Origin of the sequence: Streptomyces sp. NPDC001822 (assembly GCF_042892135.1) — a bacterium.
Classification (GTDB): Bacteria; Actinomycetota; Actinomycetes; order Streptomycetales; family Streptomycetaceae; genus Streptomyces.
Window position 1 is genome coordinate 179,150 of sequence record NZ_JBIATW010000005.1, and the last position, 19,743, is coordinate 198,892.

General features: G+C 72.9%; 21 protein-coding genes. 11 read left to right on the plus strand and 10 right to left on the minus strand.

Annotation, left to right across the window (positions count from 1 at the left end):
- Positions 1-46 precede the first annotated feature (46 nt).
- Genes ACFYY2_RS14085 through ACFYY2_RS14105 form a run of 5 tightly spaced genes read right to left on the minus strand, consistent with a single transcriptional unit; the run spans position 47 to position 4,874 of the window.
- Positions 47-1,300, minus strand: a complete 1,254-nt coding sequence (locus ACFYY2_RS14085) for an ABC transporter substrate-binding protein (RefSeq protein ID WP_388741704.1) — start codon at positions 1,298-1,300, stop codon at positions 47-49.
- The gene (locus ACFYY2_RS14090; protein WP_388741706.1) at positions 1,297-2,424 is read right to left on the minus strand and encodes a branched-chain amino acid ABC transporter permease; all 1,128 of its coding nucleotides are present in this window, start codon (positions 2,422-2,424) and stop codon (positions 1,297-1,299) included. Before ACFYY2_RS14090 ends, ACFYY2_RS14085 begins: the two co-directional genes overlap by 4 nt.
- On the minus strand, positions 2,417-3,307 hold the full coding sequence (locus tag ACFYY2_RS14095) for a branched-chain amino acid ABC transporter permease (protein ID WP_329041750.1): 891 nt from the start codon (positions 3,305-3,307) through the stop codon (positions 2,417-2,419). The genes ACFYY2_RS14090 and ACFYY2_RS14095 overlap by 8 nt, the downstream gene beginning before the upstream one ends.
- Entirely contained in the window at positions 3,304-4,089 is a 786-nt protein-coding gene (locus tag ACFYY2_RS14100) for an ABC transporter ATP-binding protein (protein WP_388741709.1), read from the minus strand. Before ACFYY2_RS14100 ends, ACFYY2_RS14095 begins: the two co-directional genes overlap by 4 nt.
- Positions 4,077-4,874, minus strand: coding sequence for an ABC transporter ATP-binding protein (locus ACFYY2_RS14105; RefSeq protein ID WP_388741712.1), 798 nt, complete (start codon positions 4,872-4,874; stop codon positions 4,077-4,079). Before ACFYY2_RS14105 ends, ACFYY2_RS14100 begins: the two co-directional genes overlap by 13 nt.
- 183 nt (positions 4,875-5,057) lie before the next feature.
- Between ACFYY2_RS14105 and ACFYY2_RS14110 the strand changes: the two genes are divergently transcribed.
- On the plus strand, positions 5,058-5,813 hold the full coding sequence (locus ACFYY2_RS14110) for a helix-turn-helix domain-containing protein (RefSeq protein WP_388741714.1): 756 nt from the start codon (positions 5,058-5,060) through the stop codon (positions 5,811-5,813).
- 37 nt (positions 5,814-5,850) lie between these two features.
- On the opposite strand, the gene ACFYY2_RS14115 is transcribed toward ACFYY2_RS14110, so the two are convergent.
- Both ACFYY2_RS14115 and ACFYY2_RS14120 read right to left on the minus strand, forming a co-directional pair.
- Positions 5,851-6,966, minus strand: coding sequence for a glycerate kinase (locus ACFYY2_RS14115; protein ID WP_388741717.1), 1,116 nt, complete (start codon positions 6,964-6,966; stop codon positions 5,851-5,853).
- A gap of 152 nt (positions 6,967-7,118) precedes the next feature.
- Positions 7,119-7,319, minus strand: a complete 201-nt coding sequence (locus tag ACFYY2_RS14120; RefSeq protein ID WP_388741721.1) for a type II toxin-antitoxin system VapB family antitoxin — start codon at positions 7,317-7,319, stop codon at positions 7,119-7,121.
- A 77-nt stretch (positions 7,320-7,396) separates the two neighbouring features.
- Between ACFYY2_RS14120 and ACFYY2_RS14125 the strand changes: the two genes are divergently transcribed.
- Together ACFYY2_RS14125 and ACFYY2_RS14130 are read left to right on the plus strand one after the other, a co-directional pair.
- Positions 7,397-8,131, plus strand: coding sequence for an NAD-dependent deacetylase (locus ACFYY2_RS14125; RefSeq protein ID WP_388741724.1), 735 nt, complete (start codon positions 7,397-7,399; stop codon positions 8,129-8,131).
- 347 nt (positions 8,132-8,478) lie between these two features.
- Positions 8,479-9,060, plus strand: coding sequence for a TMEM165/GDT1 family protein (locus tag ACFYY2_RS14130; protein ID WP_388741726.1), 582 nt, complete (start codon positions 8,479-8,481; stop codon positions 9,058-9,060).
- 139 nt (positions 9,061-9,199) lie between these two features.
- Here the strand turns inward: ACFYY2_RS14130 and ACFYY2_RS14135 are convergent, their stop codons facing one another.
- Together ACFYY2_RS14135 and ACFYY2_RS14140 are read right to left on the minus strand one after the other, a co-directional pair.
- Positions 9,200-9,718, minus strand: a complete 519-nt coding sequence (locus ACFYY2_RS14135) for a methylated-DNA--[protein]-cysteine S-methyltransferase (RefSeq protein ID WP_388741729.1) — start codon at positions 9,716-9,718, stop codon at positions 9,200-9,202.
- Between the two features lie 33 nt (positions 9,719-9,751).
- The gene (locus ACFYY2_RS14140) at positions 9,752-11,233 is read right to left on the minus strand and encodes an AlkA N-terminal domain-containing protein (protein WP_388741731.1); all 1,482 of its coding nucleotides are present in this window, start codon (positions 11,231-11,233) and stop codon (positions 9,752-9,754) included.
- A gap of 261 nt (positions 11,234-11,494) precedes the next feature.
- On the opposite strand from ACFYY2_RS14140, the gene ACFYY2_RS14145 reads away from it, so the two are divergent.
- A complete protein-coding gene (locus ACFYY2_RS14145) occupies positions 11,495-11,833 on the plus strand; it encodes a P-II family nitrogen regulator (RefSeq protein WP_388741734.1) in 339 nt (112 codons plus the stop codon).
- 96 nt (positions 11,834-11,929) lie between these two features.
- On the opposite strand, the gene ACFYY2_RS14150 is transcribed toward ACFYY2_RS14145, so the two are convergent.
- Positions 11,930-12,439: a cupin domain-containing protein gene (locus ACFYY2_RS14150; protein WP_388741736.1), complete on the minus strand. Its 510-nt coding sequence runs from the start codon at positions 12,437-12,439 to the stop codon at positions 11,930-11,932.
- Between the two features lie 139 nt (positions 12,440-12,578).
- Here ACFYY2_RS14150 and ACFYY2_RS14155 point away from each other — a divergent pair, with 139 nt between their 5' ends.
- From ACFYY2_RS14155 to ACFYY2_RS14185, 7 genes are all read left to right on the plus strand, one after another.
- Positions 12,579-13,013: an RrF2 family transcriptional regulator gene (locus ACFYY2_RS14155; protein WP_388741739.1), complete on the plus strand. Its 435-nt coding sequence runs from the start codon at positions 12,579-12,581 to the stop codon at positions 13,011-13,013.
- Positions 13,010-13,927 (plus strand): DsbA family protein, encoded by a 918-nt coding sequence (locus ACFYY2_RS14160; RefSeq protein WP_388741741.1) that lies wholly within the window; start codon positions 13,010-13,012, stop codon positions 13,925-13,927. The genes ACFYY2_RS14155 and ACFYY2_RS14160 overlap by 4 nt, the downstream gene beginning before the upstream one ends.
- A 475-nt stretch (positions 13,928-14,402) precedes the next feature.
- Positions 14,403-15,971, plus strand: coding sequence for an ABC transporter substrate-binding protein (locus tag ACFYY2_RS14165; RefSeq protein WP_388741744.1), 1,569 nt, complete (start codon positions 14,403-14,405; stop codon positions 15,969-15,971).
- Positions 15,972-16,003: 32 nt separating this feature from the next.
- Positions 16,004-17,032, plus strand: a complete 1,029-nt coding sequence (locus ACFYY2_RS14170; protein WP_388741749.1) for an ABC transporter permease — start codon at positions 16,004-16,006, stop codon at positions 17,030-17,032.
- Positions 17,033-17,034: 2 nt separating this feature from the next.
- On the plus strand, positions 17,035-17,916 hold the full coding sequence (locus tag ACFYY2_RS14175) for an ABC transporter permease (RefSeq protein WP_388741751.1): 882 nt from the start codon (positions 17,035-17,037) through the stop codon (positions 17,914-17,916).
- A complete protein-coding gene (locus tag ACFYY2_RS14180; protein ID WP_388741753.1) occupies positions 17,913-18,800 on the plus strand; it encodes an ABC transporter ATP-binding protein in 888 nt (295 codons plus the stop codon). Before ACFYY2_RS14175 ends, ACFYY2_RS14180 begins: the two co-directional genes overlap by 4 nt.
- Positions 18,797-19,669, plus strand: coding sequence for an ABC transporter ATP-binding protein (locus tag ACFYY2_RS14185; RefSeq protein ID WP_388741759.1), 873 nt, complete (start codon positions 18,797-18,799; stop codon positions 19,667-19,669). The genes ACFYY2_RS14180 and ACFYY2_RS14185 overlap by 4 nt, the downstream gene beginning before the upstream one ends.
- The last annotated feature ends 74 nt before the right edge of the window (positions 19,670-19,743 follow it).

Below are 19,743 nucleotides of genomic sequence, written 5' to 3' on the forward strand. Positions count from 1 at the left end.
GGACGGGCCCGGCCGGGGAGGCCGGGCCCGTCGCCGTGCGGGGAGGTCAGGACGCGGGCGCGAAGGACCCGGCCGCCGCGGACACCTCGGCCGGGCGGACCACCTTGAGGCCACCAGGGGTCTTGGCGTCGGGCTTCATGACGACGGTCTCCCGGGTGGACGGCGCCGACGGGTCGGTGAAGTCGTGCGAGATGCCGAAGTCGGCGCCGAAGCCCTTGATGGTCAGCAGGGCCTTGTCGACGCCCTCCCGGGTCAGGTCCTTCGACTCGCAGGCCTTCTTCAGCGCCTCGCCGAAGACGGAGGCGGCGTTGTACCCGGCGATGACGCCGTTGTCGAGGCCGTCCTTCGGGTACGCGGCGCCGTATGCCGCGGCCAGCTTCGCCGGGCCGGCACCGGCGTCACCGATGGGCAGGGTCGAGGCGCCGATGTAGTAGTCCTTCTGCAGCGCGGCACCCGCCTGGGTCGCCAGGAGCTGGGGGGCGTACGCCGAGTTGTTGCCGACGACCGGGACGTCGAACCCGGTGGCCGCTGCGACGCCGACCAGCGAGGCGGCCTGGCGCGGTCCCGCACTGATCACGACCGCCTTCACACCGGCCTGCTTGAGCGCCGAGACCTGGGCGGTCATGTCGTTGTCGGTCGGCTTGATCTTCTGCTCGACGACCGTGAGGCCCGCCTCCTTCGCCGCGTACTTGGCGCCGGCCAGGGCGTTCTCGCCGTAGTCGCCCTCGAAGTACACGTGGCCGATCTTGTCGCCCTTGGCGATGCGCTTCTCGGAGAGCAGGAAGTCGATCAGGTTGATCGTCTCGACGTCGTACGTCGCGCCGATGACACGGACGTACTTGGATCCGACCAGACTCGCCGACCAGGCCTGCGGCAGCACGACGGCCTTGTCCTGGCCGTCGATCCGCGACTCGACGGCGGCGACGAACGGTGAGCCGATGAACTGGGTGAAGCCCAGCACGTCCGGTTCCAGCTCGGTGTAGGCGCCGATCGCCTTCTGCGGGTCGTATCCGTGGTCGCGCACGGTCAGTTCGATCTGCCGCTCGCAGATGCCGCCGGCCTTGTTGGTCTCCTTCACCCAGAGCTGCTGGGCCTGGGTGACACTCTTGCCGAGCGAGGCGTACACCCCGGTCATGTCGGTGAGGGCGCCGAGGGTGATCTTGGAGTCGGTGACCCCCTCCCCGGTCTTCACACCGCTCTTGTCCGCGGCTCCGTCGTCCGACGGCTTGGCCTTCTCGCTGCAACCCGCGAGGGTGAGGGTGAGAGCCGCGACGACGGCTCCGACAACACGTGGTTTCATTTCTTCTTCTCCCCTGGTTTCTTCAGACGCGCAATGCCGCCGGGCAGGAACAGGACCACCGCGACGACCGCGGCGCCGTACAGGTAGCGGGACGCCTCACCCGGTGCGATACCGCCCGTACCCGGGGCGGACACCAGGGGCAGGGAGTCGCTGTAGTGGGTGAGCACTTGAGGGAGCAGCGACACGAACGCGGCGCCGATGACGGCCCCCGCGACGCTGCCCAGCCCGCCGATGACGATCATGGCGAGGTATTCGAGGGACAGGATCATGCCGAAGTACTCCGGCACGGTCCGCTGGAAGACCAGCGCGAGCAGGACGCCCGCGAGGCCCGCGTACATGGAGGACAGGACGAAGACACCGGCCCGGTAGCGCGCCACGGGGACACCCATCACACCGGCGGCGATCCGGTGGTCCCTGATGGCGTTGAGCGCCCGGCCGGGCCGCCCGCGGAGCACCCCGCGGGCGAAGAGCCCGCCGGCGAGCAGTGCGGCCAGACCGAGGTACCAGAGCTTCTCCGACGACTGGAAGGGCACCGCCGCGACGACCACCTCGGCGTCGTCGAAGGTGAAGCCGAACAGCGAGAGCGGCGGCACGGGGCGGCCGTTGAAGCCCCCTGTGAGGGAGTCCGCGTTGAACAGCACGTGCTGGCCTATGAAGATCAGCGCGAGCGTGGCGATGCCGAGGTAGGCGCCGCTCAGCCGCCCAGCGATGGGACTGAAGAGTCCCCCCGCGGCCCCCGCCAGGAGTACGGCGAGGATGGCCGCGAGCCAGGTGGGAAGCCCGAGGCCGGTGAGGACGTGCCCGTTCTCCGTACTGCTCTCCCCCGCGAGGACGCAGTAGCCGTAGGCGCCCACCGCGAGGAAGAAGGCGTGCCCCATGGAGAGCTGTCCGGTGGAGCCGGTGAGCAGGTTGAGGCCGATCGCCCCGATCGCGGCCGCCATGGCGAACAGCCCGGCCTGGAGCCAGAACCGGTCCAGGTAGAACGGGACCAGGAGCAGCACGACCGAGCCGGCGAGCCACAGGTAGGGGGCGGGCCGGCGCAGCAGCTCCCCGGGGCGGGTGGCGGTGGGGGACGCGATGCCCGCGGGGGCGGGCGCGGTGGCGTCCTTGGTGGCTTCAGACACGGGACAGCTCCTTCGTACCGAAGAGTCCCGCCGGCCGGACGAGCAGGACGACCACCATCACCAGGTACGGGGCGAGATCGCCGATGCCGCGGCCGAGGAAGGAGAGGTCGCTCTGGTAGCCGGTGGCGAGTGATTCGGTGACTCCGACGACCAGCCCTCCGACGAGGGCCCCGGTCGTCGAGTCCAGGCCCCCGAGGATCGCCGCGGGGAATGCCTTGAGCGCGGCGAGCGAGGTGGCCCGTTCGAGTCCGGGGGTCGGGAACACCGTGAGGAACAGCGCGGCGACGGCGGCGAGTGCGCCCGCCACCGCCCACGCGGAGAGGGAGACCCGGCCGAGCCGGATGCCCATCAGCGCGGCCGTCTGCGGGTTCTCGGCCGCGGCCCGCATGGAGACGCCCCAGGTGGTGAACCGGAAGGCCAGCAGGAACACCGTGATGAGCAGGCCCGCGACGAGGAAGGCCGCGATGCGGGTCTCGGCCAGGGTGACACCGCCGATGGTGACGACGTCGTCGCCCCAGGGGTCCCCCAGCGCCATGACGTCCGTCCCCATGCGCCGGGTGAGTTCCGTGGTGAGGAGGATGTCGACGCCGATGGTGACGATCGCCAGGACGCTCTGGTCGCTCCCCCGGTAGCGGCGCATCACGAGGAACTCGACGGCCGACCCGACGACGGCCGCGCCCGCGATCCCGACGCCGAGCGCCGGCCAGAACCCGATGTCGTCGTGGAGTACGGCGGTGACGTAGCCGCCCGCCAGCAGCAGGGAGGCGTGGGCGAAGTTGACGACCTCGGTCGCCTTGAAGATGACGACGAAGCCCAGGGCGATCAGCGCGTACACCGAGCCGATGGACAGGCCGCCGAGGAGGAGTTCGATGAAGGTGGTCATTCCTGTGCCCCCAGGTAGGCCTGCACGACGGCCGGGTCGTTCTGCACCTCGGCGGGCGTGCCCCCCGCGATCCTGCGTCCGAAGTCGAGTACGGTCACCGCGTCCGCGAGCCGCATGACCACCCCCATGTCGTGTTCGACCATGACGATCGAGATGCCGAGGCTGTCGCGCACACCCGCGACCACGGCCGAGGTGCGGCGCCGCTCGTCGGCGGTCATCCCGGCGATCGGCTCGTCCAGGAGCAGGACCTCGGGCTCCATGCACAGGGCCCGGCCCAGCTCGACGAGCTTCTGCTTGCCGTACGGGAGGGCCCCGGCGGGGCGGTCGAGTTCCTTCTCCAGGCCGATGAACCCGGCGATCTCCCGCACCCGTTCGAGGTGCCGGTGCGCCTCGCGGGTCGCGGAGGGCAGCCGCAGCCCGGTCGCCAGGAAGCCGGCCCGCGTGAGCCGGTGCCGGCCGAGCATGAGGCTGTCGGCGACGGTGGCGTGCGGGGGCAGCGCGATGTTCTGGAAGGTGCGGGCGACGCCGAGTCCGGCGATTTCGTGGGGTGCGAGGCCGGTGAGTTCGGTCGCTCCCAGGTGCACACTGCCCGAGGTGGCGCGGTAGACGCCCGACAGCACGTTGAAGGTGGTGGACTTGCCCGCGCCGTTGGGGCCGATGACGGCGTGCACACTGCCCGGTTCGACGGTGAAGGACACCGCGTCGAGGGCGGTGAGCCCGGCGAAGCGCACGGTCACGTCCCGCACGGTGAGCGGGGGCGGAGCGGTCGTCACGCGGACCACCTGCTCAGGGTGCGGGTGGTGTCCACCGCCTGTGCCGCGTCCTCGGCCGCCGTCTCGTCGACGACGCCGAGGTAGCGGCGTCGCACCTCGTCGGAGGCGGCGAGTTCGCCGGCCGGGCCGCTCAGTGCGACCTCGCCGACGTCCAGGACGTAGGCGGTGGAGGCGAGGCGCAGCGCGATGGCCGCGTTCTGCTCGACGAGCATGACGGACGTGCCGGCCGCGTTGATCTCCTGGACCGTCTCCGCGATCCGCGCCGCCATCAGCGGGGCGAGGCCCAGTGACGGTTCGTCGAGCAGCAGCAGGCGCGGCCCCGCCATCAGGGCACGGCCCATCGCCAGCATCTGCTGCTCACCGCCGGACAGCAGCCCGGCCCGCTGGTGGGCGCGCTCGGCGAGCACGGGGAACAGTTCGTGTACACGCTTCAGGGCCGCGGCCGTCGTCCGGCGCCCGCCGCTCGCCCCGAGCCCGCCCGCCCGCAGGTTGTCGGCCACGGTCATCCGGGCGAACACCTGCCGGCCCTCCGGTACCTGGACCACTCCCGCCGCCACCACCTGGGCGGGGCGGAGCCCTTCCAGGGGGCGGCCGTCGAGGCGGATGGTGCCCGTGCCCGTGCCGCGGTGGAAGCCGAGGGTCCGCGACACGGCCCGCAGCAGCGTGGTCTTGCCGGCGCCGTTGCCGCCGAGCACGGCGGTGATCGCGCCGGCCGGCACGTCGACGGAGACGTCGCGCAGGGCCCGTACCGGGCCGTAGCCCACGGACAGTCCGCGGATCTCGAGCGTTGCCATGCGTCCTCCTCCTTCCGACTGGTCGTCGTGGTGCCACAGACCAGCAGCGGGCGCGCCGCGCGTCCACGGTCCGGGGCGCTTCCGCTGCGGCTGACCAGTGTGGGAACGGCCCCGTTGTGCACGTGCACAGAGGGAGGCGGAGGGCTGCCGCCCGCCGCACGGCCGGTGGCATCCTCACCAGCCATGAGCGGCTCGGCCGCGGGACGGAGCGAGGACATGGGGCGGCGCGGTGACGAGCGGGGCCGGGCGCTGCTCGACGCCCTGCTGGAGGACCGGGCCGAACCCGGCCTCACGGCGCGGGCGGCGGCCGCTCTCGGCCTGCCGGAGCTGGGGCGTTACGCCGTGGCGGTGTGGCCGGCGGACGCCGGCGCGGCGCCGGGACCCCGGCCGGACGTGCGCGGCCCGCGGGTCCTGCGGCGGAGGCGGGAGGAACGCGAGATCGCCGTCGTCGCCCTGGGCGACGGGGACACGGCGGGGCTCGCCGCACTGGTGGGGCGGTGGTGCCGGGGGCCCGGGGGGATCGGGCCGGTGGCGGACGGGCTCGCCGGGCTCGGCACCGCGCGCCGGCTGGCCGAGGTGGCCCTGGCGACGTGTCCGCCGGGCACGACCGGGATCGTGCGGCTGGAGGAGCGACTGCCGGCGGCGCTGGTGGTGAGCCAGCCGGAGCTGTCGGACCGGCTGCTCGCCGGTGTCTTCGGCCCGCTGCTGGCGCTGGATCCGGCGGACCGGGCCCTGCTGGTGGGGACCTTGGAGGCGTGGCTGGAGTGCGGGGGTTCCGCGGGCCGGGCGGCCGGGCGGCTGTACTGCCACCGCAACACCGTGCTCAACCGCCTGCGCAGGCTGGAGCGCCTGACCTCGCGGTCGCTGTCGCGTCCGCGCGAACTGACCGAGGTGACGCTGGCGCTCGACGCCTTCACCCTGACGGTGCCGCGACCGTGAGGGGAGCCCGGGAAGGGGCTCCCCTCACGGCGTCGCGTCAGGACAGGAAGTCGCGGGCGATCGCCTCGGCCGCGCGTTCCAGCAGCGGCCCGGCCTGCGCCATGCAGACGGCCGGGTCGGGCTCCAGGTCCGTCAGTGCGTACGCCCGCCGGATACCGGCCCCGTCGAGCGCTTCCCGCGGCAGGGCGAGGCGTCCGCACACGGCGACGACCTCGACGCCGGCCTCACGTGCCGCCGCCGCGACGCCCGCCGGCGCCTTGCCGTGCAGGGTCTGCTCGTCCAGGGAGCCCTCCCCGGTGACGACGAGCGTGGCCTTCGCCAGTGCGGGGGCGAAGCCGAGGACGTCGAGCATGACCTCGATGCCGGGGCGGAAGCGGGCGCCCAGCGCGACGAGCGCGCCGTAGCCGATGCCTCCGGCGGCGCCCGCTCCGGGCAGTCCGGCGTGCTCGGGTCCCAGGACGGACGCGTAGTGGGCCAGCGCCGCGTCGAGGACCGCGATGTCGTCCTCGGTGGCGCCCTTCTGCCGCCCGTAGACCTCGGGGGCGCCCTTCGGTCCGGTCAGCGGGTTGTCCACGTCGCTGGCCAGGATCAGGTCGACGCCGGCGAGCCGGGGATCGAGCCCCGACAGGTCGGCCTCGGCGAGTTCCGCGAGGCCGCCGCCGCCCGGGCCGACGGGCTCGCCCTCCTTGTCCAGGAAGCGCGCCCCGAGCGCGGCGAGCATGCCCGCGCCGCCGTCGGTCGTGGCGCTTCCGCCGACGCCGAACACGATCGTCCCGGCGCCCGCGTCGAGCGCGGCGGCCAGGAGTTCGCCCGAGCCGTACGTCGTCGCCGTGAGCGGGGCGAACTCGCCCGCGGGAAGGTGCTGGAGGCCCGAGGCCTCGGCCATCTCCACCACGGCCGTGGTGCCGCGCACCGCGTACGCCGCGGTGACCGGGGTCCCCAGCGGCCCCGTGACCCGCGCCTCGCGGCGCTCGAAACCGGCGGCCACGGCCGCCGCGACCGTACCGTCGCCGCCGTCCGCGACGGGCAGGGTCTCCACCCGCACGCCGGGAACGACGCGCCGCAGTCCGGCCGTCACCCGCTCGGCGACCTGCACCGCCGTGAGCGAGCCCTTGAACTTGTCCGCCGCCACGAGCACGTGGGCGGTCTCCATCGCTGCTCCGTCCGTCACCATGTATCCCTTTGCATTCGAACAGGCAGTCGCGCCGCTCCGACCTTACCGGTCACGGGCTGAGGGCCTGCCACCGCGAGGCGGCGGCGCAGGTGCCGGACCGGGCGGCCAAGACCGTGCGCGGAGCCGTGCGGTCAGCCCTGCGTATCCTGCGGCCGCTGCACGGTCTCGCGCAGCGCGTCGTCGCGGGCGGCGATCCGGGCCTCGGTCCGGTGGCCGCGCGCGATGTAGTCGCGCACGACGAGTTCGACCGCGTCCTGCGCGCTGCCGACACCGGCGAGCACCATCGCTTCCACGACGAGTTCCGCGTCGAGACTTACGGTCACCTTGGCCATGAGCGGCAATCTAGCAGCGGCGGGGCACCCGGATAATGTGATCGCGGGTACCCGGGGCGATGCGTACGCTCGGCCCCATGACTCTCGTCGCGATCCTCAGCGGCGCCGGCATCTCCACGGACTCCGGCATCCCCGACTACCGCGGGCCGCAGGGCCTCTGGCGGAAGGACCCGGAGGCGGAGAAGCTCGTCACCTACGCCCCCTACATGTCCGACCCGGAGATCCGCCGCCGTTCCTGGCGGATGCGCCGGGAGAGCGCGGCGCTGGGCGCCGAGCCGAACGCGGCACACCGCGCCGTGGCCGCGCTGGAGGCCTCGGGCACCCCGGTCCGGGTGATCACCCAGAACGTCGACGGCCTGCACCAACGGGCCGGACTCTCCGCCCGCAAGGTCGTCGAACTCCACGGCACCGCGCACCAGGTGGTGTGCACGCGGTGCCACGCCAGGTCGCCCATGGCGGTCGCCCTGGGCCGGGTCGAGGCGGGCGAGGCCGATCCGCCGTGCACGGTCTGCGGCGGGATCCTGAAGTCGGCGACGGTGATGTTCGGCGAACGGCTCGACCCCCAGGTGCTGGCCGACGCGATGGCGATCACCAGGGCGAGCCAGGTGTTCATCGCCGTGGGTACGACGCTCCAGGTGCAGCCCGCGGCCTCGCTGGCGGGGATCGCGGTGGAACACGGGGCGCGGCTCGTCGTGGTGAACGCGGAGCCGACGCCGTACGACGAACTGGCCGAGGAGACCGTGCGCGAACCCATCGGGACGGCGCTGCCCGCCCTGCTCGAACGGCTGTCGGCGGAGAACGGCGCGCGCTGAGGCGGGGGACGGCGGCCCGGGCGGGGCGGCTCGTGCGGGGGCTCGGGCGGACGGCGGTGATGATCACCGCAGGACGGTGCCGGCCCGCTGCTCCGCAGCTCGGGTGGGGTATCGTTGACGGCTGCGAAGGGGAGTAGCCCCGAAAACCGGTCGTCGACACACTGGAGCCTTCGGGTTCCCGGTGGCCGGGCTCGTAGATGCTTACGGGTGGGCGAGACCTTCGGTCAGGTATGACACGCCCGCGCCCTGCGGGCGCTGCGGTCATGCCGGGCCGAGTGGTCCTCCGAGAGCCCGTACGGCACTTCGCGGAAGATCCGGGGCCCGGCTCTCACAGAAAGCCACCCGGAATGCATCTCGACCTCCTGGCGATCGTCACCGCCTTCGGGCTGATCTTCCTCGCGGAGCTCCCCGACAAGACGATGTTCGCGTCGCTGGCCATGGGCACGCGCATGCGCCCGCTCTACGTCTGGTTCGGCACCTCGTCCGCCTTCATCGTGCACGTGGCCATCGCGGTGGGCGCGGGCGGGCTGATCGGCCTGCTCCCCGACTGGGTCGTCAGGCTGGTCTCGGCCGTCCTCTTCGCCTTCGGCGCCTTCATGCTGCTGCGCGGCAGCGGTGACGACGAGGAGAACGAGGAGATCAAGACGGTCACCGGTTTCTGGCCCGTCTACTCGACGGCGTTCATGGCGGTGTTCATCAGTGAGTGGGGCGACCTGACCCAGATCACGACGGCGAACCTGGCCGCGAGCAACGGCGCCTGGTCCACGGCCATCGGATCGGCCGCCGCCCTCATGTCGGTGTCCGCGCTGGCGCTGCTGGCCGGACGCTTCATCGCCAAGCGGGTCCCGCTGAAGACGGTCCAGCGCATCGGCGGTGTGTGCATGCTCGGACTGGCGATCTGGTCGGTCGTCGAGATCTTCACCGGCTGAGCGGGGCTGACCGGGCTGAGCGGGCCGAGGGCGCTGGACGGAGGACCGTGCTGGGCGGGAGGAGCGCGCCACGCGGCACGGCCGGGTCGGGCAGCCTCTCCGGGGCGGCGGGCGCCACCGCCGGGGCCCGCCGCCCGGCTCAGAACAGCACCGGCGCCTCGGCCTCCGTTCCCCGCTCGAAGGCCAGCAGCCGCCGCTTGCGGTCCAGCCCGCCGCCGTACCCGGTGAGACTCCCCGAGGCTCCGATGACCCGGTGGCAGGGGATGATGATCCCGACGGGGTTCTTCCCGTTGGCCAGGCCCACCGCGCGGGAGGCGCCGGGTTTGCCCAGGACTTCGGCCAGTTCGCCGTACGAGCGGGTCTCGCCGTACGGAATCCGTGCGAGCTCGCCCCACACACTGCGCTGGAACGGCGTTCCCTCCAGGCGCAGCGGCAGGTCGAACTCCGTCAGTTCGCCCGCGAAGTAGGCGTCGAGCTGGCTGGTCGCCTCCCCGAAGGGCCGGGGGTCCGGCAGGCCGAACGTCTCCTCGGGCGGGCGGTGCCGCTGCCCGGTCATGTAGAGGCCGCAGAGCGTCCCGTCGGTGGCGACCAGGGTGAGCGCCCCGTAGGGGCTGTCGACGACGGTGTGCCGCCGGGTCGTCGTGGATGCGGTGGTCATGGGTTCGTCCTCACTGCGGTCACGGGTTCGTCTTCACGCCTCTCGGGCCGGCAGGTGGTTGATCGGGTGGTCGTCGACGGTCCACAGGTACTGCACGGCGTACGCACGCCAGGGGCGCCACCGTGCGGCGCGGGCGGTGAGGGCGGCCGGGGTCGAGGGGAGGCCGAGGCGGGCGGCCGACCTGCGGATCCCCAGGTCGGTGGGGAGGAAGGCGTCCGGGTCCCCGAGGGCACGCATGGCGATCACCTCGACCGTCCAGGGGCCGAATCCGGGGAGCGCGGTCAGTTCCGCCCTCGCTTCGTCCCAGTCGGTGCCCTCCCCCAGGTGCAGCGTCCCGTCGGCCAGCGCCCGCACGAGGGTGGTGAGCGTGGCGCGGCGGCTGCGCGGCAGGGCGAGCGCCTCGGGATCGAGCCCGGCGAGCGCGTCGGGGGCCGGGAAGAGGTGGGTCAGCCCGCCTTCGGGGTCGTCGACGGGCACCCCGTGGGCGCGGACCAGCCGGGCCGCGTGGGTCCGGGCGGCGGCCGTGGAGACCTGCTGGCCCAGCACCGCGCGAACGGCGAACTCCGCCGCGTCGACCGTGCGCGGCACCCGGCGGCCGGGAGCGGCGTCCACCAGCGGGGCGAGCAGCGGATCGGAACGCAGCTGGTCGTCCACGGCCACGGGGTCGGCGTCGAGGTCGAGGAGGCGGCGGCAGCGGCTGATGGCCTGGGCGAGATCGCGGGGGTCGGTGAGCGAGAGTCTGCACTCGATGTGTCCGGAGCGCGGGGTGAGCGCCACGATGCCGTGCCCGTGCGGGAGGGTGAGGGTGCGGCGGTAGGCACCGTCGCGCCACTCCTCGACCCCCGGCACGGCGGTCGCGGCCAGGTGTCCGAACAGGTTGCTCGGGTTGAGCGGCGCGCGGTACGGCAGGCGGAGGGCGATGACGCCCGGCGTCCCGGACACTCTCGCCCCGCGTCCGGACCGGGCGCGCAGTTCGCCCGGGGCCAGGGCGAAGACCTCGCGCACGGTGTCGTTGAACGTACGGATGGACGAGAACCCGGCGGCGAAGGCGACCTCGGCCATCGGGAGCGCGGTCGTCTCGATGAGCACCCTGGCGGTCTGGGCACGCTGTGACCTGGCCAGCGCCAGCGGGCCCGCCCCGAGCTCGGCGAGGAGCTGGCGCTCGACCTGACGGGTGGAGTAGCCGAGCCGTGCGGCGAGCCCGGTGACGCCCTCCCGGTCGACGACCCCGTCCTGGATGAGCCGCATGGCACGGGCCACGGAGTCGGCACGGGCGTTCCACTCCGGAGAACCGGGGCTGGTGTCGGGACGGCAGCGCTTGCAGGCCCGGAACCCGGCCTGCTGGCAGGCGGCGGCGCTCGGGTAGAAGGTCATGTTCCGGACCTTGGGCGGCACGACCGGGCAGCTGGGACGGCAGTAGATTCGGGTGGTCAGGACCGCGGTGAAGAACCAGCCGTCGAATCGGGAGTCCTTCGACCGCACGGCTCTCACGCAGCGCTCGGTGTCAGTGTGCATGTATCCAGGATCAGGCACCGCGGACGCTGCGGCTGGCGGAAATCCGACATGAGCCTCACGCCCGCACCGGTGGAGGGCCCACCGGGGCCCGTCCGGCCCTCCACCGCGGCACCGGACTGCCGCCTCCGCCCAATCCCGGACGGGTACGGGGACGGGGACGCGTACACCGGAGAGCGCCTACGATCACGGCGGCCCCGGGCACGCCGCGTCGCTCGCTCCGGGCCACCACGCACCCCTCTCCATGAACAGGAGCACTGCCCCGTGAAGCTCATCACCGCAGTTGTGAAACCGCACCGCCTCGACGAGGTGAAGACCGCTCCGCAGGACCTGGGCGTGCAGGGGATGACGGTCACGGAGGCCAGCGGTTACGGGCGTCAGCACGGTCACACCGAGGTGTACCGCGGGGCCGAGTACCGCGTGGACCTGGTGCCGAAGGTCCGTATAGAGGTGCTCGTCGAGGACTCCGACGCGGAGCCGGTGCTCGACGCGGTGGTCCGCGCAGCGCGGACGGGCAAGATCGGTGACGGCAAGGTGTGGGCGCTGCCCGTGGAGACGGCCGTGCGGGTGCGCACGGGTGAGCGCGGCCCCGACGCCCTGTGACGGCCGCCGGCCGCGCGGGCGAACTCCGGACGCGGGCAAGCGGGTCGGGTGTACCGCCCCCGCGCCGGAGCCGACCGAGGGGTGCGGGGCGGGGGGTCAGTGCGTCCCGTCGGGCCGGAGCGCGTAGAGGCCCGGCAGGTTGACGACGATCGCCTCCTGGGTGCTGCGGGCGATGACCACCACGGCCTCTTCCGCCGGGTCCGGGTTCTCCTCGCGGTGCGGCACGAACGGCGGGACGAAGATGTAGTCGCCGGGTGAGGTGCGCAGCCGGATCTCCTCCGGCTCGCCCCCCGAGTCGTCGACGAAGACGAACTCCGGGTGCCCGCTGACCACATGGATGGCCGTCTCGGACTCGCCGTGGTGGTGGTCCGAGGAAGAGGTCGAGGGCGCGACGTGGGTCTGCCCCATCCACAGCTTCTCCGAGCCGACGGTCCTCCCGCTGACGGCGCTGAATCTGCGCATGCCGCCGGTCTGTGCCGTGTCGTCGTCGAGGGCGTCCGCGCGGATGTGGTGCAGACGGCTGCGCAGGGGCACCGCGGGGCTGCCCGTGGCGTCGTGGAGATGAGGGTGGAACCCTTCACCGGGGGTGGTCGACGGCTCGCTCATGGCAGGGACGGTAGGGGCGCGGCGAAAAGGATGTCAAGAGGTGTCCTTTGCGCTTCACCTGCGGCAATGTTCCCGCAACGAATCCGCCTGCTGGACCGCGAGCCTCGCCCGGCGACCCGCTCCGGGGCATGATGTGGGCATGCATATCTCCGCGAAGGCGGACTACGCCACGCGCGCCCTCCTGGAGCTCGCGAGTGATCCCGGCCGTCCGCTCTCCTGTGAAGCCATCGCCTCCTCCCAGGAGATTCCGTTCAGGTTCCTCAAGTCCGTGGTGGGCGAGCTGCGCAGGGCCGGCCTGGTGCGCAGTCAGCGCGGCTGCGAGGGCGGTTACTGGCTCGGCAGGCCGGCCGACGAGATCCCGCTGCTGGACGTCGTGCGCGCCGTGGACGGTGAACTGATCACCCTCCGGGGCGAGTCGCTGGCGGGCCTCGACTACCCCGGCCCCGCTGCGGGCCTGCCCGGGGTCTGGCGCAGGGTCGAGTCGGAGGCTGCGGCGGTCCTCGGCGGACTGACGGTGGCCTCCCTGCTGCCCGCCGAGCCGCGTGCACGGCAGCCCGTGCCCGGTGCCGCGTGACCGGCATCCCGGACCGGCCGCCGCTGGAGGTGGTCGAGTTCACCGACCCGATGTGCCCCTGGGCGTGGGGCTCGGAGCCGGTGTTCCGCAGGCTGCGCGCCGGGCTAGGGGGCCGGGTCGTCTGGCGGCGGGCGTACGCGATCCTCTTCGACGACGCGGACGACCCGGCGCCAGACCCGGCCGCCGAGACCGCCTGGTACGCACGGTACGTCGAGGAGATCAGCTCCCACACCCGTGCTCCGCGGGCTGCCCGGCTGGACCGCGTCGCGGCGAGTTCATGGCCCTCGTCACTGGTGGCGGCAGCCGCGGAACTCCAGGGGGAGGATGTGGCGCGCCGGGTGCTGCGGCGCCTGCGCGAGAGCGTGTTCGTCCTGGGCGACCCCGCCGACACGCCCGCACGCGCGGCGGCGGCCGTGCGGGGCGTCCCGGGACTCGACACGGACCGGCTGAGGGCGGACGCGGCCTCACCCGGGGTGCTGGCACGTGTGCGCGCCGACCGCGCGGAGGCACGCCGGCCGGTCCCCGAGGTCCTGTCCGTCCCGAGCGGGTCGCCGCATCCCGGAGCCGCCCGGGAGACCTCGGACGGCGATCTCCGCTACGCGCTGCCCACGCTTCTGGTGCGAGCCGCGTCCGGGTACCGCGCCGTCCCCGGCTGGCGGCCGTACGAGGCGTACGCGCGGGCGTTCGGGGAGCTGGCCCCCGGACTGCTGGACACAGCGGTCCGGTTGTCCCCCGGCGAGGCGCTGGAACACCACGGGAGCCTGACCGAGCCGGAGCGGCGGCAGTTGGCGGACGGTGCCTGGCCCCCTCCCGGGGCGACGCCGGTGGGGAGCGCGAACGGCCCGCTCTGGCTGCATCCTGACGAGGCATCAGTCCATCCCGCGTCGGCCGCACGGCCTCCCGCAGGGCGCTGAGCTGCGGTTGAGTCGCGTCCCGCTGAATGAGACACCAAAGGGTGTCCATTGACAGGCGCGGACGGCGGCCGCCAGGATGAGCCCATGCTCACGACGCACCCCGGTGTGGTGTGCCGCTACGTGGACCTGCGGCGCACCTCCAGCGCACTCTGTCGCTGACCCCGCACCCCTCCCGTCCCGCAGGCGCCGCCTGACCTCGGTCGGCAGCACCGGCCTCCCTTCGGCCCGCTGATCCGCGCCTGCCCTCCGCGCCGGTTTCCCGCTCCCCGTCGCGCCCTGTCGTCGTACCCCCGTGCCGGCTCCCGAACTCTCGGCGTCCCGGACGGACCTCACCCATGCCCGGCCGTGCGCCCGCCCCTCGGCGGCGCATGTCCGCACGAGTGACGACGGTTCCGTGCGAGTGCCGCGCCTGCCTCCGCGGCTCTCCCGCCTCTTCCCGCCCCGCTCCGGGCCGGGACCCATCAGAGAGAACGAGATGCCCGCACGACTCACGATCCGCCGCCGACCGGACGACCGGTCGGCCCGACGGCCGGGCCGCCTCAGGGCAGCCGCCCTCGGAACCGCCTTCGTCGCCCTGCTCGTCCCGGCTCTCGGCGCCTGCGGCGGCGCCGCGTCCGCCTCCGGTGACGCGCGGCTGAAATGGGCCTCTTCCTACTTCCCCGCGCACTGGGACCCGGTGGTGTCGGGCAGCGGTGCACAGTTCCGTGAACTCGCTCTCGTCTACGCATCGTTGACGCGCACGGACGAGGAGGGGAAGGCCGTACCGGACCTGGCCGAGAGCTGGGACTACAACGCCGCGGGCGACCGCATCACCTTCCACGTGCGTCCCGGCCTGAAGTTCAGCGACGGCGAACCCGTCGACGCGGCGGCGGTCAAGACGGCCATCGAACGGGCGCAGAAGCAGAAGAACTCGGCGCTCTTCGGAGACCTCACCTCGATCGGGTCGGTGCGGGCCGACGGTCTCGACGCCACACTGAATCTCACTCAGGTCGACTACCAGATACCGCAGTTGCTCGGAGAGCGCGTCCTGCAGATCGCCAGTCCCAAGGCTTCCGCGAACCCCGCGAAGCTGGACCGGAACCCGGTCGGCGCGGGTCCCTTCGTCGTCGACCAGCTGGTCCCCGGCACCAAGGCCGTCCTGCGCAAGAACCCGGACTACTGGGACGCGGCGAACATCCACATCGACCATGTGGAGCTGGTCTCGGCCCCCGACGCCTCGACCGTCGTCCCCGGCCTGCGGACCGGGGTCTACAACTTCGCCGACCTGGACCCCAGTCAGGCCGACGCCGCCACCGAGGCGGGGCTGGACGTCTTCTCCCAGCCGGGCTTCAACGCGTCGAACATCAGCCTCAACGTCAACAAGGCCCCGTTCGACGACGACCGGGTCGTCGACGCGCTCCGCTACGCCGTCGACCGCGAGGAGTTCGTCAAGAAGCTGACCTTCGGTCACGGCGAGACGACCGACCAGCCCTTCCCGAAGGGGTACATCGCGTACGACGGCCAGTCCGAGGGGGCCTACCCCCACGACCCCGCCAGGTCGAGGAAGCTGCTCGCCGAGGCGGGCCACTCCCCCGGTGACATCAAGCTGGACCTGGTCATCCCCGCGGAGGACCCGCAGGCCGAGATCGTCCAGTCCCAGCTGGCAGCGGTGGGCATCAAGGTCACGATCAGGATCGACAAGAACTGGGCCACCCCGTTCTTCGCGAAGGACCTGGCCTTCTCCCTGTACTCGACCACGGGCCGGGACTCCGCCGTACAGACCCTCACCGCCCACTTCGGCCCGAACGGCCCGCTGAACCTCAGCACCCCGTACGAGCCGGACGGCTTCGAGGAGGCCGTGGCGAAGGTCCGCCGGACACCGCTGGAGGCGCCCGGTTACGCCCGGACCCTCCAGGAGGCGACGCGGGCCGGCCTGCGGAGCAGGGCTCTCATCTTCACGTTCTCCTCGCCGAACCTGTTCGCCAAGAGCCCGTCGGTCTCCGGCCTGCCGAAGAACCCCGCCCACATCGACTGGACCGGCGTCAAGATCGCCGACGCCTCCTGACGATCCGTCCACCGCAGAGAGGAGGCAGCTCCATGACGACGACCACACCACGGATCACCTCCGAACGTCGTCGCCGGGCCGCCGGCAGCAGGACGCGGCACGCGGCGGGGCGTGTGGCCGCCGCCCTCGGCCGGTCCGTCGCGATCTTCGTACCGGTGTTCCTGGTCGCGACCTTCGTGACGTTCGCCCTCCGGTCGCTGAGCGGCCTCAGCCCGGCGCGGATCCAGCTGGGCGAGGACGCCACCCCGGAGGCGATCCGGCGCATCGAGGCCGAGTGGGGGCTGGACAAGCCCTTCCTCACTCAGTACGGGGACTGGTTCGCGGACGTGCTGCACGGGCAGCTCGGCACCAGCTGGGTCAACGGCGCGGACATCTCGACGCTGATCGGGCTCGGCCTCGGGGTGAGCCTCTCCGTCGCCGCCCTCGCCCTGGTCATCGGTGCCGTCGCCGGTTTCGTCCTCGGCACCGTGGCGGCCCTGCGCCGCACCACGGCCGTGGACCGGGCGATCACCGGATTCGTCACCGTGATCTCGGTGATGCCGGCGTTCGTCGTCGGCATCGTGCTCGTATCCGTCCTCGCGGTCGGGCTCGGTCTCTTCCCCTCGGCCGGCTACGTCCCGGCCGACCAGGGTGCCGGCCCGTGGCTCGCCCACATCACGCTCCCCGCGCTGGCCCTGAGCTTCGACGTCGTCGCCGACGTCGCACGCCAGCTGCGGTCCAGCCTCATCGCCGCGTACGGGGAGAACTACGTGACGGGCGCGGTGGTCCGGGGACTCAGCCCTCGGCGGATCTTCTTCGGGCACGTCCTGCGCAACGGCCTCGGGCCCGCGCTCGCCACCGTCGGGCAGAAGTTCCCGGCGCTCGTCGGTGCCTCCGTGGTCACGGAGTGGATCTTCGGACTGCAGGGTTTCGGCAGGTTCGCCAACGACTCGGCCCAGGCCGGTGACGTGCCCGCGGTGCAGGGGGTGCTCGTGGTGTCGATCGTGCTGGTCGTGTCCTTCAACCTCGTCATCAACCTGGTGCTGGCACGCGTCATGCCGGCGTCCCAGAGGGGGGTCTGACCATGCTGCGCCGCCTCCTCTCGCTCACCTCCGGCCGGATCGCCCTGGCCGTCCTCCTCCTGGTCGCCGTGCTGGCCGTCTGCGGCCCCTGGCTCGCTCCGCAGGATCCGCTGGCCACCAGCGACGACACGCTCGCGTCGGCCTCGGCCGCCCACTGGCTGGGGACGGACTACCTGGGCCGCGACGTGTTCAGCCGCCTCCTCGACGGTTCGCGGATCAGCGTCCTCGGATCGCTCGAAGTCGCGCTGACGGCCCTGGTCGCCGGTGCGGTCCCGGGCATCCTGTCGGTGTACTCCGGCCGGGTCTTCGAGTGGCTGACGCTCCGTCTGGCCGACACCCTGGTCGCCCTGCCCTTCATGCTCTTCGCCATCGCGGTGATCGCCCTCCTGGGCAACGGCATCACCCAGGCCATGCTGGTCACGGGAGCACTGGTCTCGCCCCTCTTCTACCGGGTGGCGCGCGCCGCCACCCTGGCCGTGGCCCGCTCGCCCTACGTCGAGGCCGCGATCGTCTCCGGCGCCTCCGTCGGCTGGATCGTGCGCCGCCACGTGTGGGCCAAGGTGCTTCCGCCGGTCGCGGTCGCGCTCGCCCAGACGATCGGCGTCGGCTTCGTGATCGTCTCCAGCCTCACGTTCCTCGGCATCGGCGTACAGCCGCCGGCCCCCACCTGGGGCGGGCTGTTGGCCTCCGACCTGGGCTATCTCAGCCACCAGCCGTGGGCTCCGGTGGCACCCGCCCTGCTGATCATGGTCACCGTCTGGGCCTGCAACGTGCTCGCCGACGCCATCCGCGACGTCTCCGGCGAGGCGGGCCGGGCTCTGGTCCGCAGCCGCAGGGCCCGCAGGGGCACATCCGCATCCGTATCCGTGGGAGGTTCCCGATGAGGACACTGCCGAAGAGCCCGGCGCACACCGCCGAGGAGTCCGGGAGCGGCACCGCGACCGTCCCGGCAGGCCCTCCGGTGATCGCGGTGCGCGACGTCCGCATCAGCGACGGCGTGACCGGCCGGGAGATCGTCCACGGAGTCGGTTTCGAGCTGACCCCGGGCCGGGCGATCGGGATCGTCGGTGAGTCGGGCAGCGGCAAGACCCTCACCTGCCGGGCCGTGCTCGGCATCCTGCCCCCGCACTTCGAGGTGTCGGCGGGCTCGGTCGAGATCGACGGTACCGACATCGCCACGCTGACGCCGCGGCAGTGGACGGCCCTGCGGGGGACCACGGTCGGCGCGGTCTTCCAGGACCCCGCGTCCTACCTCAACCCCTCGATCCGGGTCGGCTCGCAGATCGCCGAGGTCATCCGGGTCAAGCAGGGGGTCAAGCGGCGCGAGGCGCGGCAGCGCGCCCTGGACCTGCTCGGGGCCGTGCGGCTGAGGGACCCGGAGCTGGTCTACGGGCAGTACACCCACGAGCTCTCGGGCGGCATGCTCCAGCGCGTGCTGATCGCGGCGGCGATCGCCGTCGAGCCCAGGGCGCTCATCGCCGACGAGGCCACCACGGCCCTGGACGTCACGGTGCAGGCCGAGATCCTCGACCTGCTGGCCGAACTGCGGGAGCGCACCGGCCTCGCTCTCGTCGTCGTCTCCCACGATCTCGCCGTCGTCGCCCAGCTGTGCGACGAGGTCCTCGTCCTGCGTCAGGGCGAGGTGGTGGAGCAGGGACCGACGAGGTCGGTGCTGCACGACCCCCAGCACCCGTACACCCGGCTCCTCATGGCCGAGCACGAGCAGTACGGCCTGGACAGGTTCCTCACCGTGAAGGAGGCGTCATGACGACCGCGTCGCCGCGGGCGGAAGCGGCCCGGCGGGAACGGGCTGCGGCCGCGCCCGTCCTGGAGATCGACGGCCTCGACGTCCGCTACGGCCGGGGCCGCCGGAGCCGGCACGCGCTGCGCGGGGTGTCGCTGACCGTCACACCGGGCGAGACCGTCGGGCTCATCGGCGAGACCGGTTCGGGGAAGTCCACCCTGGCCCGCGCCGTGCTCGGTCTGGTGGACGCATCCGCCGGTTCGATCCGGGTCGGCGGCGAGGACGTGACCGGGTACGGCGCCCGCCGGTGGCGGGCGCTGCGGCGCCGGGGCGTCGTGCAGTACGTCTTCCAGGACCCCCTGCGCAGCCTCGATCCCGACCTGACGGTCGAGGACTCCCTGACCGAGCCGCTGCTCGTCCAGGGCGTGCCGGGCAAGGAGGCCGGGCGCCGGGCGCGGGCGTACCTCGACCGGGTCCGGCTGTCCGGGGAACTGCTCCAGCGGCTGCCCGGGGAGCTCTCGGGCGGGCAGCGCCAACGGGTGGCGGTGGCCCGTGCGCTGGTCACCGGGCCGGCCCTGGTCCTCCTGGACGAGCCGGTCAGCGCACTGGACTCCGCCAACCGCGTACAGGTCCTGGAGATCCTCAAGGAGCTGCGCGACACCGGGACCGCCCTCGTCCTCATCTCCCACGACCTCGGGTCCGTCGCCGGTACCGCCGACCGCATCGCCGTGCTCTACAGGGGTGAGCTCGTCGAGGTGGGCACGGCCGGTGACGTCGTCAACCACCCGCGGCACGTGTACACCCGGCTTCTGGTCGGTTCCGCACCCACACTCCACGCGCGCACCGCCGGCCGGGCCGAGCGCGATGCTCTTCGCGCGCGGCTGAGCGGCTGAGCGACTGAACGGCAGAGCGACTGAACGGCCGAACCGTTGAACGGCTGGGCGGCTGAGCCCCTGGCCAAGGCCGC

What these genes read in the sequence shown, in the direction of transcription:
- ACFYY2_RS14085 (WP_388741704.1), bottom strand. Translation starts at nt 1,300, where the DNA reads ATGAAACCACGTGTTGTCGGAGCCGTCGTCGCGGCTCTCACCCTCACC.
- ACFYY2_RS14095 (WP_329041750.1), bottom strand. Translation starts at nt 3,307, where the DNA reads ATGACCACCTTCATCGAACTCCTCCTCGGCGGCCTGTCCATCGGCTCG.
- ACFYY2_RS14105 (WP_388741712.1), bottom strand. Translation starts at nt 4,874, where the DNA reads ATGGCAACGCTCGAGATCCGCGGACTGTCCGTGGGCTACGGCCCGGTA.
- ACFYY2_RS14110 (WP_388741714.1), top strand. Translation starts at nt 5,058, where the DNA reads ATGAGCGGCTCGGCCGCGGGACGGAGCGAGGACATGGGGCGGCGCGGT.
- ACFYY2_RS14115 (WP_388741717.1), bottom strand. Translation starts at nt 6,966, where the DNA reads ATGGAGACCGCCCACGTGCTCGTGGCGGCGGACAAGTTCAAGGGCTCG.
- ACFYY2_RS14120 (WP_388741721.1), bottom strand. Translation starts at nt 7,319, where the DNA reads ATGGCCAAGGTGACCGTAAGTCTCGACGCGGAACTCGTCGTGGAAGCG.
- ACFYY2_RS14125 (WP_388741724.1), top strand. Translation starts at nt 7,397, where the DNA reads ATGACTCTCGTCGCGATCCTCAGCGGCGCCGGCATCTCCACGGACTCC.
- ACFYY2_RS14130 (WP_388741726.1), top strand. Translation starts at nt 8,479, where the DNA reads ATGCATCTCGACCTCCTGGCGATCGTCACCGCCTTCGGGCTGATCTTC.
- ACFYY2_RS14135 (WP_388741729.1), bottom strand. Translation starts at nt 9,718, where the DNA reads ATGACCACCGCATCCACGACGACCCGGCGGCACACCGTCGTCGACAGC.
- ACFYY2_RS14140 (WP_388741731.1), bottom strand. Translation starts at nt 11,233, where the DNA reads ATGCACACTGACACCGAGCGCTGCGTGAGAGCCGTGCGGTCGAAGGAC.
- ACFYY2_RS14150 (WP_388741736.1), bottom strand. Translation starts at nt 12,439, where the DNA reads ATGAGCGAGCCGTCGACCACCCCCGGTGAAGGGTTCCACCCTCATCTC.
- ACFYY2_RS14155 (WP_388741739.1), top strand. Translation starts at nt 12,579, where the DNA reads ATGCATATCTCCGCGAAGGCGGACTACGCCACGCGCGCCCTCCTGGAG.
- ACFYY2_RS14165 (WP_388741744.1), top strand. Translation starts at nt 14,403, where the DNA reads ATGCCCGCACGACTCACGATCCGCCGCCGACCGGACGACCGGTCGGCC.
- ACFYY2_RS14170 (WP_388741749.1), top strand. Translation starts at nt 16,004, where the DNA reads ATGACGACGACCACACCACGGATCACCTCCGAACGTCGTCGCCGGGCC.
- ACFYY2_RS14175 (WP_388741751.1), top strand. Translation starts at nt 17,035, where the DNA reads ATGCTGCGCCGCCTCCTCTCGCTCACCTCCGGCCGGATCGCCCTGGCC.
- ACFYY2_RS14180 (WP_388741753.1), top strand. Translation starts at nt 17,913, where the DNA reads ATGAGGACACTGCCGAAGAGCCCGGCGCACACCGCCGAGGAGTCCGGG.
- ACFYY2_RS14185 (WP_388741759.1), top strand. Translation starts at nt 18,797, where the DNA reads ATGACGACCGCGTCGCCGCGGGCGGAAGCGGCCCGGCGGGAACGGGCT.